This is a genomic window from Streptomyces sp. NPDC050422 (assembly GCF_044458665.1).
Lineage (GTDB): Bacteria > Actinomycetota > Actinomycetes > Streptomycetales > Streptomycetaceae > Streptomyces.
Genome location: NZ_JBITIE010000014.1, coordinates 140,507 through 156,126, shown reverse-complemented (window position 1 = coordinate 156,126; position 15,620 = coordinate 140,507). Strand labels below are relative to the sequence as shown.

At 71.9% G+C, this 15,620-nt stretch carries 17 protein-coding genes; 7 read left to right on the top strand and 10 right to left on the bottom strand.

Annotation, left to right across the window (positions count from 1 at the left end; all coding sequences use genetic code 11):
• Positions 1 to 14: 14 nt before the first annotated feature.
• Positions 15 to 791 (bottom strand): ABC transporter permease, encoded by a 777-nt coding sequence (locus tag ACIBJG_RS23235; RefSeq protein WP_399310017.1) that lies wholly within the window; start codon positions 789 to 791, stop codon positions 15 to 17.
• Positions 784 to 1,740 carry an ATP-binding cassette domain-containing protein gene (locus ACIBJG_RS23230; RefSeq protein WP_399310015.1) on the bottom strand — a complete coding sequence of 319 codons (957 nt, stop codon included), beginning with the start codon at positions 1,738 to 1,740 and terminating at the stop codon, positions 784 to 786. The genes ACIBJG_RS23235 and ACIBJG_RS23230 overlap by 8 nt, the downstream gene beginning before the upstream one ends.
• An 85-nt stretch (positions 1,741 to 1,825) precedes the next feature.
• Between ACIBJG_RS23230 and ACIBJG_RS23225 the strand changes: the two genes are divergently transcribed.
• Both ACIBJG_RS23225 and ACIBJG_RS23220 read left to right on the top strand, forming a co-directional pair.
• Entirely contained in the window at positions 1,826 to 2,593 is a 768-nt protein-coding gene (locus ACIBJG_RS23225; RefSeq protein ID WP_399310013.1) for a TetR/AcrR family transcriptional regulator, read from the top strand.
• 81 nt (positions 2,594 to 2,674) lie between these two features.
• Positions 2,675 to 3,358, top strand: a complete 684-nt coding sequence (locus ACIBJG_RS23220; protein WP_399310011.1) for a TetR family transcriptional regulator — start codon at positions 2,675 to 2,677, stop codon at positions 3,356 to 3,358.
• A gap of 5 nt (positions 3,359 to 3,363) precedes the next feature.
• Here ACIBJG_RS23220 and ACIBJG_RS23215 read toward each other — a convergent pair whose 3' ends face one another.
• The 5 genes from ACIBJG_RS23215 to ACIBJG_RS23195 all read right to left on the bottom strand — a co-directional run bounded on the left by ACIBJG_RS23215 (position 3,364) and on the right by ACIBJG_RS23195 (position 7,134).
• Positions 3,364 to 3,822: a DUF2199 domain-containing protein gene (locus ACIBJG_RS23215; protein WP_399310175.1), complete on the bottom strand. Its 459-nt coding sequence runs from the start codon at positions 3,820 to 3,822 to the stop codon at positions 3,364 to 3,366.
• 124 nt (positions 3,823 to 3,946) lie between these two features.
• Entirely contained in the window at positions 3,947 to 4,459 is a 513-nt protein-coding gene (locus ACIBJG_RS23210) for a pyridoxamine 5'-phosphate oxidase family protein (protein ID WP_399310010.1), read from the bottom strand.
• 34 nt (positions 4,460 to 4,493) lie between these two features.
• Positions 4,494 to 5,951: an MFS transporter gene (locus tag ACIBJG_RS23205; RefSeq protein ID WP_399310008.1), complete on the bottom strand. Its 1,458-nt coding sequence runs from the start codon at positions 5,949 to 5,951 to the stop codon at positions 4,494 to 4,496.
• A gap of 119 nt (positions 5,952 to 6,070) precedes the next feature.
• Entirely contained in the window at positions 6,071 to 6,559 is a 489-nt protein-coding gene (locus ACIBJG_RS23200; protein ID WP_399310006.1) for a MarR family winged helix-turn-helix transcriptional regulator, read from the bottom strand.
• A gap of 380 nt (positions 6,560 to 6,939) precedes the next feature.
• Positions 6,940 to 7,134, bottom strand: coding sequence for a hypothetical protein (locus ACIBJG_RS23195; RefSeq protein ID WP_399310005.1), 195 nt, complete (start codon positions 7,132 to 7,134; stop codon positions 6,940 to 6,942).
• Between ACIBJG_RS23195 and ACIBJG_RS23190 the strand changes: the two genes are divergently transcribed.
• Positions 7,125 to 8,588, top strand: coding sequence for an MFS transporter (locus tag ACIBJG_RS23190; RefSeq protein WP_399310003.1), 1,464 nt, complete (start codon positions 7,125 to 7,127; stop codon positions 8,586 to 8,588). The two genes, ACIBJG_RS23195 and ACIBJG_RS23190, sit on opposite strands and share 10 nt — an antisense overlap.
• A 3-nt stretch (positions 8,589 to 8,591) precedes the next feature.
• Here ACIBJG_RS23190 and ACIBJG_RS23185 read toward each other — a convergent pair whose 3' ends face one another.
• Positions 8,592 to 9,200, bottom strand: a complete 609-nt coding sequence (locus ACIBJG_RS23185; protein ID WP_399310002.1) for a sigma-70 family RNA polymerase sigma factor — start codon at positions 9,198 to 9,200, stop codon at positions 8,592 to 8,594.
• Positions 9,201 to 9,278: 78 nt separating this feature from the next.
• Here ACIBJG_RS23185 and ACIBJG_RS23180 point away from each other — a divergent pair, with 78 nt between their 5' ends.
• Entirely contained in the window at positions 9,279 to 10,106 is an 828-nt protein-coding gene (locus ACIBJG_RS23180; RefSeq protein WP_399310000.1) for an alpha/beta fold hydrolase, read from the top strand.
• 122 nt (positions 10,107 to 10,228) lie between these two features.
• On the opposite strand, the gene ACIBJG_RS23175 is transcribed toward ACIBJG_RS23180, so the two are convergent.
• Positions 10,229 to 11,266, bottom strand: a complete 1,038-nt coding sequence (locus ACIBJG_RS23175; protein WP_399309997.1) for a saccharopine dehydrogenase NADP-binding domain-containing protein — start codon at positions 11,264 to 11,266, stop codon at positions 10,229 to 10,231.
• Between the two features lie 100 nt (positions 11,267 to 11,366).
• On the opposite strand from ACIBJG_RS23175, the gene ACIBJG_RS23170 reads away from it, so the two are divergent.
• Positions 11,367 to 12,314 (top strand): GlxA family transcriptional regulator, encoded by a 948-nt coding sequence (locus ACIBJG_RS23170; protein WP_399309996.1) that lies wholly within the window; start codon positions 11,367 to 11,369, stop codon positions 12,312 to 12,314.
• A 68-nt stretch (positions 12,315 to 12,382) separates the two neighbouring features.
• On the opposite strand, the gene ACIBJG_RS23165 is transcribed toward ACIBJG_RS23170, so the two are convergent.
• On the bottom strand, positions 12,383 to 13,042 hold the full coding sequence (locus ACIBJG_RS23165) for a TetR/AcrR family transcriptional regulator (protein WP_399309995.1): 660 nt from the start codon (positions 13,040 to 13,042) through the stop codon (positions 12,383 to 12,385).
• 185 nt (positions 13,043 to 13,227) lie between these two features.
• Between ACIBJG_RS23165 and ACIBJG_RS23160 the strand changes: the two genes are divergently transcribed.
• The gene (locus ACIBJG_RS23160; RefSeq protein WP_399309993.1) at positions 13,228 to 14,346 is read left to right on the top strand and encodes a serine hydrolase domain-containing protein; all 1,119 of its coding nucleotides are present in this window, start codon (positions 13,228 to 13,230) and stop codon (positions 14,344 to 14,346) included.
• Between the two features lie 175 nt (positions 14,347 to 14,521).
• Positions 14,522 to 15,508 (top strand): linear amide C-N hydrolase, encoded by a 987-nt coding sequence (locus tag ACIBJG_RS23155; RefSeq protein WP_399309991.1) that lies wholly within the window; start codon positions 14,522 to 14,524, stop codon positions 15,506 to 15,508.
• Positions 15,509 to 15,620: the final 112 nt, after the last annotated feature.

Here is a 15,620-nt window from a genome sequence, read left to right as displayed (position 1 = left end):
GCGGGCCCCCACCCTCACCGCGTCCGTATCCGGAACAGCACCCCCGACAGTCCGATCGCGACTAGCAGCAGCCCCCCGGCCCAGGTCAGCGCGATCCACGGGGCGTTACCCGCCGGCTGGTTCAGGAGCAGGGCCCGCAGGGACTCGATGGCCGGGGTGATCGGCTGGTGGTCGGCGAAGCCGTGGAGCCAGGTGGGCATGGAGTCGACAGGGACGAAGGCGCTGCTCGGGTAGGGCAGGAACGACATCAGGAAGGTGAATCCGCCCGCCGCCTCCGGGGTCTTGGCGAGCAGGCCGATCGCCGCGGACAGCCAGGACAGCGCGACGATGTATGCGAGGAGGACGGCGAGTGCGGTGAGCCAGCCGGCCGGGGTGGCGGTGGGGCGGAAGCCGATCAGCAGGGCGACGCCCAGGACGACCGTGGTGGAGACCAGGTTGCGGGCCGTGCTGGCGGCGACGTGGCCGGCGAGGACGGTCGCGCCGCCGATGTCCAGGGTGCGGAAGCGGTCGATGATGCCGTTCTTCATGTCCTCGCTGACGGCCACCGCCGTGCTCGCGGAGCCGAAGCCGGCGCAGAGGAGCAGGACGCCGGGGACGACGTAGGTGACGTACGAGGAGTGCGGGACGCCGGTGTCGATCGCGCCGCCGAAGAAGTAGACGAAGATCAGCATCAGCAGGACGGGCAGCATCAGCGAGGTGATGAGCGCATCGGTGTTGCGCCGGCTGATGCGCAGTGAGCGGCCGGCCATGGTGCCGGCCCGGGTGAGTGCGCCGGGAAGGTTCTCAGGCATGGGTGGTCCGCGCCTCCTTCGTCGCGGTCAGGGCCATGAAGACGTCGTCGAGCGTGGCGGTGTGCAGGGAGAACCGCTCGACCGCCGTCCCGGCCGGGTCGATCTCGTCGAGCAGGGCCCGCACGTGCGCCGCCGAGCCGTCTGTCGGCAGGCCGAGGGTGAGGGACGCGGGGGCGTGGTGCAGGGCGCGGGGGGCGAGGCGGAAGTAGCTCTCGCGGTCGGCCAGGACCACGTCGAGGCGGTGTCCGGCGACACGGGACTTGAGCGCTTGCGGGGTGCCCTCGGCGACCGTGCGGCCGTGGTCCAGGACGGCGATGCGGTCGGCCAGCCGGTCGGCCTCGTCCAGGTACTGGGTGGTGAGCAGGATCGTGGCGCCGTCGGCGGCGAGCTCGCGGACCATCTGCTGGAGCTCCTGTCGGCTGCGCGGGTCGAGACCGGTCGTCGGTTCGTCCAGGAAGAACACCTCCGGCTGCGGGCTGCCGACGAGACTGGCCGCCAGGTCGAGCCTGCGCCGCATGCCGCCGGAGTACGTACGGGCGGGGCGGCGGGCCGACCCGGTGAGGCCGAAGCGTTCGAGGAGTTCGGCGGCGCGGCGGCGCGCGTCCGTGCGGGAGTGGCCGGTGAGCCTCGCCATCATGCGCAGGTTCTCCTCGCCGGTCTGTGTCTCGTCGACGGCGGCGTACTGGCCGGTGAGGCTGATCGCGCGGCGCACCCGGCTCCGGTCGGCGACCACGTCGTACCCGGCGACGCGGGCCGTGCCGCTGTCGGCCGTGGTGAGCGTGGCCAGGATGCGTACGGCGCTGGTCTTGCCCGCGCCGTTGGGGCCGAGGAGGGCGAAGACGGTGGAGCGGTCGACTCGCAGGTCGATGCCGTTCAGGACGGGGGGCGCTGCTCTTCCGTACGACTTTGTCAGGCCGTGGGCCTCGATCATGGCGGGTGGCGGCGGCATGAGGCTCCCTTCTGTGTATGACATACGCGTTGCTGTGTAAGGGTTACGCATAACTAGGATGGCCGTCAAGGGAAGGTGGGCTCCAGTGACGGAGAAGAACGGTTCGGCGGGCGGTACGGGCCTGCCGGCCAGCATCGAGGCCGCCTGGGGGCTGCGGGCGCGCCCGGTGAAGGGGCCCAAGCCGGGGCTGAGCCTGGAGCGCATCGTGGACGCCGCAGTGGCGGTGGCCGCGTCCGACGGACTCGGCGGTGTGTCCATGGGGCGGGTCGCCAAGGACCTCGGGGTCTCCACGATGTCGCTCTACCGGTACGTGGCCGCCAAGGACGAGCTCTACGTGCTCATGCAGGAGGCGGCCATGGGCCCGCCGCCCCCACTGCCCGCCCTGGAGGAGGGGGCCGGCTGGCGCGAGGCGCTCTCCCAGTGGGCCTGGGCGCAGCGCCGGGTCTACCACGCCAGTCTTTGGATGCTCCGCATCCCCATCGCGGGACCGCCCGCGAGCCCGAACTCGGTCGCCTGGTGGGAACAGGGCCTCCAGGCGCTCGATGGTGCCGGTCTGGACGCGGGTGAGGCGATCTCCGTCATCCTTCTGGTCAGTGGTTTCGTGCGGAACGAGGCGCTGTTGATGGGTGATCTCGACGCCGCGGTCGAGTCCCGCGGCGTGTCGGCGGAAGAGGTCATGGACGGCTACGCCCGGACACTGGGCCGGCTGGTCGACCCCGTGCGTCATCCCGCGCTCTCGCGGATGATGGAGATCGAGGGGATGTGGACGGCGGACGAGCCCGACCACGAGTTCACGTTCGGCCTCGAACGGGTGCTTGACGGGGTCGACGTACTCATCAGGTCCCGCGCGTAGAGGCGCGGAACGGAGCCCTCCGGAAGGGGGCCGGGCGGCGTCGGACGTCAAGTCCGCTAGAGGTCGCAGGCGTTACGCTTCATGGTCATGAGCGCAGAGAAGCCCGGCCCCCGGACGGCAGCCGACGCGGCGGAAGCGGAAGCGCCGGCCTCCCCCCGTGCGCCGATGAGCCTGCGGGAGCGCAAGAAGCAGCTGACGTACGAGGCGGTCTCCGACGCCGCGATCACGTTGTTCCTGGAGCGCGGCTTCGACAAGGTCTCGGTGGCGGAGATCGCGGCCGCCGCGGACATCTCCAAGCCGACGCTGTTCCGCTACTTCCCCGCCAAGGAGGACCTGGCCCTCCACCGGTTCGCCGATCACGAGGACGAGTCCGCGCGGGTGGTCGCCGGCCGCGCGGAGGACGAGTCCCCGCTGGACGCGCTGCGGCGTCACTACCTGGACGGTCTGGAGCGGCGCGACCCGGTCACGGGCCTCTGCGACGTACCGGAGGTACTGGCCTTCCACCGGCTGCTGTACGGGACGCCGGCCCTGGTGGCCCGGCTCCACGCGTACCAGAGCCGCTCCGAGGCCGCTCTCGCCCGCGCCCTGGGCGACGGGGTGGCGGACCGGCTGGCCGCGGGCCAGATCATCACGGTCCTGCGCATCCTGTCCCTGGAGAACTGGCGGCGGATCAGCGAGGGCCGGAGCGCCGACCAGGTGTACGGGGACGCGGTCGAGGCCGCCGAGCAGGGCTTCGTACAACTGCGGTCCGGGCTGGAGGGCTAGGGCCTCTACCGGCTGTCCTCGGCGTGCTGCACCGCCTCGGCTATCTCGCGGACCCGGTCGAGCGTGATGCCGGTGCGCTGTTCCACGGCCAGCGGGTGATCGGTGGGTTCCAGTTCGATGAGCGGGCGCCGGCCGATCGGGCGGGTGTGCGCATTGGTCTTGAGGTTGGTCGTACGGGGGGAGTAGAGCCCCAACTCGGTGGTGAGCCAGCCGAAGTACGGCTTCTCGGACTCCCGGCCCGGGGTCTCCCACACATCGAGCGCCCGGCCGAAGTTCTCCCGGCTCAAGGACACCCAGACGCCCCAGGAGAACGGCTCCCGACTGCCGGTCACGGGTATCTCGATCAGGCCCTTGATGAAGTAGTGCTCGTGTCTGACGATGCACTGGTCCGTCGACAGCATGCTGTCGGAGTCGCTCTCCAGGCTCGCGTCCCAGACGTCGGGCGCCATGGTGGAGTACCCCATCGGGAGTTCCGTGTGGTGGTCGCCGCAGCGGGAGCAGGTGTAGCCGGGATCGGTAGCCATGGGCCGGATCCTAGAGCGTCCGCTTGTCGCGCACATGGCCCCGGTGGCCCCCTGCGGCCTGCGGTCAGTCCGCGGCGGGGACGTCCAGGGCCGTTCCGTACAGCCGGGAGACCCGGATCCTGATCACCACGCGCCGGTCCGCGACCACCTGGGCCAGGAAGGCGGCCTCCTCGTCCGGGTCCTCGAAACCGGGTGTCAGGGAGAGGAGTTCGCGGCTGACCGCGTCACCGGGCACGGCGGCCGGAGCGGACACCTCCGCCTCGCCCTCGGCGACCGCGAACGAGAACACGTCCGGGCCGTGGACGTGCAGCGCCGCGTGCGGATCGGTGCGCAGCTGACGCGGCTTGAGGCGGTCGGCGGTGCTGGAGACGCGCACCACGCGCTCTTCGGCGTCCCAGGAGTACAGCACCGTCGTCAGGTGGGGGTGCCCGGTGCGCCGCACACTCGCGAGGACTCCGAACTGCTGCTCGCCGAGCAGCCGGGACAGTTCCGCATCGGTGAGCACGCGCGGGGCGGGGCCTGCGCCGGGGCCGGACTCGGGCTCGTTCTCGACGGGGGTGGTGGGGTGCGTGGTCATGGCGTCCGTTCTTCGGCTGCTGGGGGGGGTGGGGTCAGGCGGAGGGGGTGGCGGCGGTCGTCCGGTCCGGCCGCCTGAGCACCGCGAGTGCGACGAGGAAGGCGGCGGTGAGCAGTCCGGAGCCGACGGCGAAGGCCAGGTGGTAGCCGCCGGTCAGCGCCTCGGCCCTGCTGTCGCCTGTCGCGAGCAGTGCGTCCGTACGGGAGGCGGCCAGCGTGGACAGGACGGCGACGCCCATGGCCATGCCGATCTGCTGGGTGGTGTTGAACAGGCCCGAGGCGAGCCCGGCGTCCTCCTCGCCGGCCCCGGACATGCCGAGCGTGGTCAACGCCGGGAGGGCGAGGCCGAATCCGGCGGCCAGGAACATCACCGGGAGCAGGTCGGTGGCGTAGTGCGCGTGGACGGGGAGCCGGGTGAGGAGCCCGAGCACGCCGATCAGCAGGGCCAGCCCCAGGAGCAGCACGTTACGGTCGCCGAACCGTGCGCTCAGCCGGGCCGAGACCCCGAGCGACACCGCACCGATGACCGCGGCCGCGGGCAGCATGGCGAGCCCGGTGGCGGTTGCGCCGTAACCGAGGGCCCGCTGCAGGTACAGCGCGACCAGGATCTGGAACGAGAACAGCGCGGCCACCATGAGGATCTGGACCAGATTGGCGCCCGCGACACTGCGTGAGCGCAGGATCCTCAGCGGCAGGAGCGGGGTGGCGGCCGTGGCCTGCCGGACGACGAACGCGGCGAGCAGGGCCAGCGCCAGGGCGCCCAGGCCGAGCGTGTGCGCCGACAGCCATCCGTACGACTCGACCTCGACGACGGAGTAGATGCCCAGCATCACGCCCCCGGTGACCAGGAGCGCACCGATGGCGTCCGCCCCGGCCGCGATGCCGGGTCCGCGGTCGGCGGGCAGGACGCGCACCGCGACGAGGAGGACCGCGAGGCCGATCGGCAGGTTGATGAAGAAGATCCAGTGCCAGCCGAGCGCGTCTGTGAGGATCCCGCCGAGCACCTGGCCGATCGAGGCCCCCGCCGCGCCGGTGAAGCTGAACACGGCGATGGCCCGGGCCCGTTCGCTGTTTTCGGTGAAGAGCGTGACGAGGATACCCAGGCCGACGGCGGAGGCCATGGCGCTGCCGGCGCCCTGGAGGAAGCGGGCGGCGATGAGGAGAGCGGGCGAGCCGGCCGCCCCCGCCAGTACGGAGGCGGCGGTGAAGACCGCCGTGCCGGCCAGGAACATGCGCCTGCGCCCTAGGAGGTCGCCGAGCCGCCCGGCGAGCAGCAGCAGACCGCCGAAGGCGATCAGGTAGGCGTTGACGACCCAGCTGAGGCCGGCGGGAGTGAACCCGAGGTCGTTCTGGATGGTGGGCATCGCCACCGTCACGATCGAGCCGTCGAGCACGGTCATCAGCAGACCGGTGGCGATCACGCCGAGGGCGAGGCCGCGTGAGCGGGTGGCGGGGGGCGCGGGGGCGGGGACGATGGGCACGGTGGCAGACATCGGGCTCTCCTGTCGGCGGGTTCGACAAGAGAGAACGTAGCAGATGGTTTTGTTGCGGACTATTTCTTTCGGTTCTATCTTCCGGGGAACTCGCGGCCCGATGACGGGTGCTGTCGCACCTACTTCTGGCTCTGCCGGGCCCGGCGCACCGGACGCGGATTCTCGGCCGGGGTGGCCAGGTGCTCGCCGGCCAGCTGGTTCAGGGCGCGCAGGAGGGTCTCCCGGTCCGTGCGGGGGAGGCTGCTCAGCGCCTCCTCGTGCACCCGGTCGACGATCTCCTGGCTCTGCGCGGCCAGTGCGGCGCCCTCCTCGGTGACGGCGATGATCCGGGCCCGCCGGTCCCGGCTGGAGGGCCGGCGCTCGGCGAGGCCCGCGCTCTCCAGGGCGTCCACCGTCACCACCATCGTGGTCTTGTCCATGTCGCCGATCTCGGCGAGCTGGATCTGGGTGCGCTCCTCCTCCAGGGCGTGGACCAGCACGCAGTGCATGCGCGCGGTGAGCCCGATCTCGGCGAGGGCCGCCGACATCTGGGTCCGCAGGACGTGACTGGTGTGGTCCAGGAGGTACGAGAGGTCCGGTGCGGTGCGGGTGGGCGCCATGGCGGTCATGTCTGCCAGCGTAACAATTCGATCTGTGGCGGATCGTCCGCAAGCGGACATGTCTCACGGTTGCGGCTCCCGTCCCGCCCCGCAGCCTGCGCGTCAGTGCCCGTGTCCCCGGCCCAGGCCCCGGCCCCGGCAAGGCTGTGCCGCGGGCGCCGGGCCCCACGTGCTCCCTGCCCCCGATCGCGCACCCGCGGCCGCCACGGGGCGTCGGCGGAGGCCATCGGAATCTGCCGCTCCACCTGCGCCTGGATCTCGTGGTGCGAGTCATGGGCCGTCACCCGGAACGCCTCGTCGTACGACGCCATCGCGGCACGCATCGCCGAACCCATGGCCGCGGAGGCGGACCGGCACGAAATCCAGTGGCGGGCCGTTGCGCCGCCCCCCTAGCTTGAACGCCCGTGACCCATGATCCGAAAGCGTCCGTCCACGGGTACGCCCACGGCCTCCGCGACGACCGTGGCCTCCGCGACGACCGTGGCCTCCGCGACGACCGTGGCCTCCGCGACGACCGTGGCCTCCGCGGCCTCCGCGGCAACGAAGGTGACGGGTCGACGGTCGGTGGCCGGCGATGACGGCACCGGCGCCGACACGGACCGAGGGCGCCGAGGAGCGGCTGTTCTCCCGGGCGTATGCGGCCGCCACGATCAGCTTCGCCGCGGTGATGTTCCTGACCGGGTTCGCCGCGCTCGCCGTCGTCCCCATGCTGCCGATGGCCGCCCGCGAGCTGGACGGGGTGCCGCTCTACCCGCTGGTGGCAGGCTGCTTCGTCGCCGCGAGCCTGTTCGGCGGGGTGCTGGGCGGTGACTGGGCGGACCGGGCGGGGGCGGCGCGCCCGCTGGCGGCGGGCGTGGTGCTCGCCGTGGTCACCCTGGTCGTGTCGGCCACCAGCACCACGATCTGGCAGCTGGCGGTCGGGCGCTTCCTGGACGGGGTGGCGGCCGGAATGATCGCGGTGGCCATCAACACGGCCATCGCGCATGCCTATCCGGACCGACTCCGGGCGAGGGCCCTGGCGTTGATGAGTACGTGCTGGATCATCCCGTCGCTGGCCGGGCCGCCGCTGGCGGGACTGGTGGCCGCCTGGTGGTCCTGGCGTGTCGTGTTCTTCGGACTGGCCGCTCTGACCGTGATTCCTTCGTTGGCCGTGGTGGTTCTGCTGCGCAGCCGCTCCTGGCAGGCGCCCCTGGAGAAGCCGGAGCCCGGCCTGCCGGAGCCCGATCTGCCGAAGCCCGATCCGGTGGAGCCCGATCCGTCCGAGCCCGATTCCTCGGCAGCGGGGCGTGCGTCGCGGCCCACGCTGGTGGTCGCGGCGGTGGTGAGCGTGGGCGCTGCGATGGGGCAGTACGCCGTCTCGGGCTGGGACGTACGTCATCTGCTGTGCGGGGTGGCGGGGCTCGCGCTGCTGGCGGTGTTCGTACCGCGACTGCTGCCGCCGGGCACCTGGCGTGCCGCGCGCGGACTGCCCGCGGCCGTGCTGCTGCGCGGGCTGACCTCGGGGGCGTACTTCACGCTGGAGGCCTTCGTGCCCCTCCTGCTGACCACCGCCCGGCGCGTGCCGCCGGTGCAGACCGGCCTCGCCTTCACGGGAGCCGCCATCGCCTGGGCCGGCTCCTCCTGGTTGCAGGGCCGCCTGCAGGGGCGGGTCTCCCGCCACCGGATGGTCACGGCAGGGGCCCTGGTGATGGGGGCGGCAGTGGCGATCGCCGCAGTGGGGACGCTGCCCGGGCTGCCCGCGCTGACCGCCGCCGGGGCGATGGTGCTCGCGGCCGTCGGCATGGGCATGGCTGCCCCGTCCCTCACCCTGCTCTCGCTCACGCACAGTCCGCCGGACCGGCAGGGCTACGCGAGCAGCGCGATGCAGACCAGTCAGAACCTGGGGCAGATGGCGGTGATGGGGGTGGCCGCCGCCGTGTTCAACCTCTTCCTGGGCTTCGGCTCCGCCGACCTGCCGGCCTACGCCGCCGCGTTCGGCCTGCTGCTCGTGCCGAGCGTCCTGGCGGCGAGTCTCGCCGTCCGCGCCCGCAGCGCCTGAGCCTCAGGCGTCCCCGTCCCTCAGCCGGTCGCGCTGGATCCGGTGGGCGAGGGCGCGTCGTACGGGTGCCGTCCCGGCCGGCGCGGCAGCCGTCCGGGGCGGCACGTCGAGCGCGCGGCTGATGTCGTCGTACGCGCTCCGGTGTCCGCCGGGCAGTTCCCCGGCGTGCAGCCGCAGATCCTCCTCGACGAGCCGGCGCAGCTCGTCGACGCTCTCGGGAGTGAAACGCTTCCTGCCCCGGGCGAGTGCGTTGACGCATCGGGTGCAGCGGGCGCTGTCGGCGTACGTCTCCGAGAGGTCCTCGGCGAGGCCCCACAGGCGCCCTTCGAGCCAGGGGATGTCGTGCTGGTCGAGGGAGAGGTCCATCGGAGGTGCGGGATCGGCGTCCCGGTACTTCGTCACCTGCTTGGACACGGCGGGCTGGCTCATGTCGGTGAGCCGGGCGATGCGGTCCTGGGTCCAGCCGAGACCGACGAACACCTTGATCATCTCGGCGCGGAGCTTCCGCATCTCCTCGCCGGCCCGGATGACGTCGTTCATCCCGGCGAGCATCCGCTCGGCCTGTTCCTCGGTCAGCGTCGCGCTGTGTCGGGTGTTCTCTCCGGCTGCCACACCACAGTTATATACCGGGTCGCCGACCAGTCATAACCGGGTTGTATAACCTGGTTATGACTGGCAGTATCGGGCCCCATGCCCACCTTCAGCGCACCCGACGGAACCCTGCTCGCCTATCGCACGTACGGAGACGGCGACCCGCTCCTCTGCATCCCCGGCGGCCCGGCGGACTCCCGCTACCTGGGTGACCTCGGCGGCCTGTCCGCCCATCGCCGGCTGATCGTCCCCGACCTGCGCGGCACCGGCCGCTCAGCCGTCCCCGAGGACACCGCCACCTACCGCTGCGACCGCCTCGTCGACGACATCGAGGCGCTACGACGCCACCTCGGCCTTCCTCGTACGGACCTGCTCGCTCACTCCGCCGGCGCGAACATCGCGGTGCAGTACGCGGCCCGCCACCCGTCGCGCGTCGGCCGGCTCGCCCTGATCGCGCCCGGCGCCCGGGCCGTCGGCATCGACATCACCGGCGAGGAGCGGCGCGAGCTCGCCCGGCTGCGGGGCGGCGAGCCGTGGTTCCCGGCGGCGTTCGCGGCGCTGGAGGCGATCACCCGGGGGACTGGTACCGACTGGGCGGCCGTGGACCCGTTCTTCTACGGCCGGTGGGACGGGGCGGCCCGGGACCACCATGCGGCGAGCCGGCCGGACAACCCGGAGGCCGTTGCCCGCTTCGGGGCCGCCGGCGCCTTCGACCCGCCGGCCACCCGCGTGGCGCTGGCCGCCTTCGGGGCGCCCGTGCTGCTCCTGGCCGGCCAGTTCGACCTGAACAGCCCGCCCCGCTCGGCGGCCGCCTTCGCCGCACTGTTCCCCGACGCGGCGCTCGTCGTGCAGGAGGGGGCCGGACACTATCCGTGGGTCGACGACACCGACCGGTTCGCGGCGGCCGTGTCGGCGTTCCTGGCATGAGCGTCGGGGTGGGCCGCCCCGACGCTGCGGGGGCCCGGGGCTGCGCACCCGTACCGCTTCGTGTGTGTACGGGGGCCGGATACCGGTCAGGCCGGCACCTCGACCGTCACGTACGCGGCCGGCTACCGGTCAGCCGGGAGTTCGACCGTCACGTACGGGGCCAGCGCGCGGAGGAAGTCCGTCGCGTCGAACATCGCACCTGCCGAGGCCACGCCCGTGGTCCGCGTGCGGCCGGTCAGGATGCGCTCGACGGCCTCCACCGCCAGGGGGGCGGTGACCGCGTAGATGTCCTGGCCACGGGCCGTGGCGCGGCGCTCGACGCCGCCCGCGCGGACCAGGACGTCGACGACGAACGTCTGGTCGGAGCGCCCCAGCGCGTCGACCGCCTCCGGTGCCGGAGTGTCCATCCCGGCCAGGTCGCCCGCCGCCTCGACGGACATGTGCGTGCGGACCTCGGGCACCTTCACGTGGCTGGGGACGGTGACGACATCGGCCATGGTGAACTCCGTGATCACGGCGCGCCGCCCCAGCGGCTCGGGAAAGAGCCACTCGCCCTGCGACACCTGGTCGTCGTGGTACCGCAGCGCGCCGTCCGCGAACCGCACCCGACGGCCCGCGCGGCGGTCGTGGGACACCTGCCCCGCCTCCCGGGTGCCTGCCGTCGGGCGCCAACTGCTCAGCCCGTACGCGACATCGACCGATTCCGCGGCCGTCCGGTCGCCCAACGCCGCGCTGACCAGCAGGTCGCCCAGCCCGCCGTAGAAGGCCATCGCGGGCACCACGTGCGTGCCCGATCCCAGGGCCGCGTCCGTGTGGTCGGCGAACATCGCGACGTTCGCCTCGATCTCCGCCGCGACGTCGACGTAAGGAATCCCGGCCCGCAGGGCCGCCTCGACGACCGGGCCCCCGGTCACCGCGAAGGGGCCCGCGCAGTTGATGACCGCTGCCGAACCGGCGAGGGCACGGTCCAGCGCGGCCGGGTCGTCCACACCGGCCGGCCGCACCTCCACATTGCCCCACTCGGCCGCCAGCGCCTCCAGGCGGGCCGCGTTCCGCCCGGAGACGATCGGGGTGAGCCCGCGCCGCCGCAGCTCGGCGACGATGAAACGCCCGGTGTGCCCGGTCGCTCCGTAGACCACTACCGCAGCCGCTGTGTTCATGGTTCCCCGCTCGCTCTCGATGTGGTGAGGACTCCAGTCTCAGCGGGGCCGGAGCCCGACCGTGAGGGTCCGGACCGACAGCATGCGTACACTTTCGGACATGCCAACTGTCGCGCTGCTGGCCGCCGGTGACCTGCTGCACTTCGAGCTGGCGGTGGCGTACGAGATCTTCGGCAACCCGCCGCGCGAGGCGACGAACGGCTGGTACGACGTCCAGCTCTGCGGCCCGGGTCCGGTCAAGGTCGGCCCGTTCAAGGTCGAGCCCGAGCACGGGCTGGACCGGGTGGCGGCCGCCGACACCGTGATCGTGCCGGCGTGCGTCGACATCGACGTACCGCCGCCCGCGGAGCTGGTCGAGGCGGTGCGGGCGGCGCACGAGGCGGGTGCGCGGGTCGCCTCGCTGTGCACCGGGGCGTTCGTACTCGGTGCCGCGGGCCTGCTGGACGGCCGGCGGGCCACCACCCACTGGGCCCACGCCGCCGAGCTGAGCGCCCGCCATCCGCTGGCCCAGGTCGACCCGGACGTCCTGTACACGGACAACGGCAGCGTGCTCACGTCCGCGGGCAAGGCCGCCGCCGTGGACCTCTGCCTGCACCTGATCCACGTCGACCACGGCGCGGCCGTCGCCAACTCGGTCGCCCGCCGCCTCGTCATGCAGCCGCACCGGCCGGGCGGCCAGGCCCAGTTCGCGTCCACTCCGGTGCAGGCGCCGGGCGACCACGCGCTCGCCCAGCTGCTCGCCTGGGTCCAGCAGCGGCTGGACCAGCCGCTGTCCGTGGCCGACATGGCGCGGAAGGCGAACACGAGCCCGCGGCACCTCGGGCGGCAGTTCCGGTCGGTGATCGGGCAGACGCCGATCCAGTGGCTGCTGATCCAGCGCGTACGCCGCGCCCAGGAGCTGCTGGAGGCCACCGACGAGAGCATCGAGGCGGTCGCCGTCGCCACCGGTATGGGGACCGCGACGACGCTCCGGCGCCAGTTCAAGAAGATCGTGGGCGTCCCGCCGGACAGCTACCGGCGGGCGTTCCGCAGCACGCGCCCGGCCTGACCGGCCCCGGCCTGCACCGAACAGCCCCGACCTGACCGGCCCCGACCTGCCCCGGCCGGCGGCGCCGTCTACGCCGAGCGGACCGCGCCCTCGATCTGGGCGAGCTGGGCGGCGAGGAGCTCCTCGAAAGCGGCGCCGCGGTCCGCCCCGAGAGGTCGGACGTCGCGGGCGAAGTGGGCCAGGGCGGGGAAGCGCTCGGGGTCGGCGCCGAGTACCGAGACGCGGAACAGCTCCATCCCCTGCTCGTACTCCTCCGAGGTGATGGTGCTGACTCCGGCCTCGGAGGCGACCAGCGCGGCGATGAGGACCGCGAGCCGGTGATAGCACACCGGGATCTCCTCGTCGGGCAGCCCCGACGCGCGCAGGGCCTGCAGCACCTCTTCCACGACCAGCCGGGAACCGGTGCCGCCTGACGCGTAACGGCCCCAGACCGCGGCGAGTTGGGGCTGTCGCCCGAACGCCTCCCTCACGCGCAGGGCCAGGGAGATGATGCGTTGCTTCCAGTCGCCCTCGGGGAGGTAGCCCTCCATCGCGTCCAGAAGAATCCGGTCGGCGACCGCCCGCAGCAGTTCGGTCTTGCTGCGGAAGTGCCGGTAGAGGCTGGAGGAATCGGTCCCGAGGGCCGCAGCGAGCTTGCGCACGCTGAACGACTCTGCGCTGCCCTCGCGCAGCAACTCCACTGCCGCATCGAGGATTTCCTCAGTCGACCAACGCCTTCGACCTGCCATGTCGCTCCTCTCGCCGGATCTCAGTCTAACTTATGCACTTGGCGTTGCACGCACTGCGTGCATAATGAGGGCAAGGGGGTGTCGGACGGCCTGAAGGCGGACCGGCATGCCACTCGTGCACTGTCATCCGGGGGCGGGTGACCCACGCGGAGCTCACCCCCGGGGAACACGAAAGGACGCATGACGTGAAGAACGCACTGGACGGCGCCGCCCTGGACGCGGCCCTCGACCACGTCCGCCGCGCCGGGATGCCGGGTCTGTTCGCCGAGGTGATCGACGGCGATCAGGTCTGGCGCGGCGCCGCCGGGGTCGCCGACGTCTCCACCGGCCGTCCCGTCACCGCCGACATGCGGCACCGCGTCGGCAGCATCACCAAGACCTTCACCACCGCAGCGGTCCTGCGGCAGGTCGAGAACGGCCGGATCGGCCTCGACACACCGATCCGCCGGTACCTTCCGAAGCTGGTTCCCGGGGAACGCGGCGACGCGATCACGGTACGGATGCTGATCAACCACACCAGCGGCCTCGCCGAGTACCTCCCGTACGCCTACCCGTCCCTCAAGGGGATGCCCTTCGTCGCGGAGACCGGGCCGGAGAGCCTGGACGATCACCGGTTCACGCGGTTCGACCCCCTCGACCTGATCGGGATGGGCGTCACCGCGCCTCCCGTCGGCGCCCCGGGCGGCACACCGGGCCTGTACTCCAACACCAACTACCTGCTCCTCGCTCAACTCCTGGAAGAGGTGAGCGGAACGACGGCCGAGCTGTGCATCACCCGGGACGTCATCGAGCACGCCGGGCTCCGGGACACCGGATTCCCGGCCGGGCCGTACATGGACGGGCCGCACTCGAAGCTCTACGAGGCGTGGTTCGGCATGATCGACCCGCCGCGCGACTACAGCGTCTTCGACATGTCGTACGCGGGGCCGTCGGCCTCGCTGACATCGACCGTCGCGGACCTCAACCGCTTCTTCGGCATGCTGCTGGCCGGGGAGATCGTCAGCGCGTCGTCGCTGGCGCAGATGCAACGCACCGGCCCGGTCGTCTCCCAGGAGGGACAGTTGATGGACTACGGCCTCGGTCTGTACCCGATGGAAAGCTCCGGGCAGGCCATCTTCTGGGGCCACGGCGGCACGGTCTGGGGCGGTGGGACGCTGGCCATGACCCGTGCCGACGGCCGACGGCAGATGGCGGTCGCGGTCAACATGCAGAGGTGGAACCGGCTCGACCGCGCCGGCCACCCGCAGCCGCATCCCATCGACGAGGCGCTGGCGGCGCTGTACCGGGTGGCGATGTACGGCTGAGGGGCGGGCCGCCGGGCCGCCGGGCCGCGGGGCGGGCGGGTGATTCATGCTCCTCTGCAGGGAAAACCTCATCAACAGGCTGATTGTCACCTTATTCGCCATAATGGCGCCAGAATGAACAGGTGCCCGTCCACCACGGGCCAGTTCACGCACCAACGGCGGAAGGCGAGAATCTATGTGCACGCGGGCGCTATGGGCTGATGCGGGCCGGGCTGTTCTTGTCGGACGAAACATGGACTGGATGGAGGAGATGGGAACGAACCTCTGGGCGTTCCCACGCGGCATGGCCCGTGATGACGGGCTCGGCGGGGCGTTGGCCTGGACCTCCGAGTACGGCAGCCTGGTCGCCGGCGCACATGATCTGATGACCGTCGACGGCTTCAACGAAGCCGGGCTCGCGGCGCACCAGCTCTTCCTCCCGGAGTCCGACTACGGCGAGCGGGACGAGAGCCGCCCGGCGCTGAGCGTGGCGGTCTGGATGCAGTACGTACTCGACAATTTCGCGACCGTCGCCGACGCGGTGGCGTGGATCGAGAAGTCCCAGCTTCAGGTCGTCGCCCAGAGCGACCCGTCGAGCGACAAGTCCGTGACCCTGCACATGGCGTTGGACGACCGGTCGGGTGATTCGGCGATCGTCGAGTACCTGGACGGGACGCCGCGGGTCCATCACGACCCCGCCTACACGGTGGTCACGAACTCACCTCCGTTCGAAGAACAGCTCGCCCAGTTGCGCACGGTCGAGGGCCTGGGCGGCAGCGAGCCCCTGCCGGGCGGGACCGATCCCTCGGACCGCTTCGCACGCGCGGCGTACTACCTGACCAGGCTCCCGCAGCCAGGCAGCACCACTGAGGGGATCGCCTCACTGCTGAGCGTGATGCGTAACGCCGCCCAGCCGTTCCGCGTCGCCGATCCTCACAAGCCCTACGCCTCGCAGACCATTTGGCGCACGCTCGCGGACCTGAGCAACGGCATCTACGTCTATGAGTCCACCTCGCGACCCAACATCGTCTGGGTCCGCATGTCCGGACTCGACCTCTCCGAGGGCGCGCCTGCTCTGAAGCTGGACCTGGCCCATGACACCGGCCTTGAGGGCGGCCTCGTCGGCGACGTCACCGACCGCTTCGCACCGGCACCGCCGATGCACTTCCTGCCGGCACGGTAGAACCCCGTGGGAGTACGGGCGGCCTTCGGCCGGGCGACAGCCTGTTGTTGTCCGCCCGTCTCCCCTCTCGGCCATGGCACCTGAGCTGTCCGCAGGGCAGCGCTGTCCGTGA

Coding starts and splice junctions, on each gene's coding strand:
- ACIBJG_RS23210 (WP_399310010.1), bottom strand. CDS start 4,459: ATGACCACGCACCCCACCACCCCCGTCGAGAACGAGCCCGAGTCCGGC.
- ACIBJG_RS23235 (WP_399310017.1), bottom strand. CDS start 791: ATGCCTGAGAACCTTCCCGGCGCACTCACCCGGGCCGGCACCATGGCC.
- ACIBJG_RS23155 (WP_399309991.1), top strand. CDS start 14,522: ATGTGCACGCGGGCGCTATGGGCTGATGCGGGCCGGGCTGTTCTTGTC.
- ACIBJG_RS23230 (WP_399310015.1), bottom strand. CDS start 1,740: ATGCCGCCGCCACCCGCCATGATCGAGGCCCACGGCCTGACAAAGTCG.
- ACIBJG_RS23180 (WP_399310000.1), top strand. CDS start 9,279: ATGCCCACCTTCAGCGCACCCGACGGAACCCTGCTCGCCTATCGCACG.
- ACIBJG_RS23190 (WP_399310003.1), top strand. CDS start 7,125: ATGACGGCACCGGCGCCGACACGGACCGAGGGCGCCGAGGAGCGGCTG.
- ACIBJG_RS23205 (WP_399310008.1), bottom strand. CDS start 5,951: ATGTCTGCCACCGTGCCCATCGTCCCCGCCCCCGCGCCCCCCGCCACC.
- ACIBJG_RS23215 (WP_399310175.1), bottom strand. CDS start 3,822: ATGGGGTACTCCACCATGGCGCCCGACGTCTGGGACGCGAGCCTGGAG.
- ACIBJG_RS23175 (WP_399309997.1), bottom strand. CDS start 11,266: ATGAACACAGCGGCTGCGGTAGTGGTCTACGGAGCGACCGGGCACACC.
- ACIBJG_RS23220 (WP_399310011.1), top strand. CDS start 2,675: ATGGTCATGAGCGCAGAGAAGCCCGGCCCCCGGACGGCAGCCGACGCG.
- ACIBJG_RS23200 (WP_399310006.1), bottom strand. CDS start 6,559: ATGACCGCCATGGCGCCCACCCGCACCGCACCGGACCTCTCGTACCTC.
- ACIBJG_RS23165 (WP_399309995.1), bottom strand. CDS start 13,042: ATGGCAGGTCGAAGGCGTTGGTCGACTGAGGAAATCCTCGATGCGGCA.
- ACIBJG_RS23170 (WP_399309996.1), top strand. CDS start 11,367: ATGCCAACTGTCGCGCTGCTGGCCGCCGGTGACCTGCTGCACTTCGAG.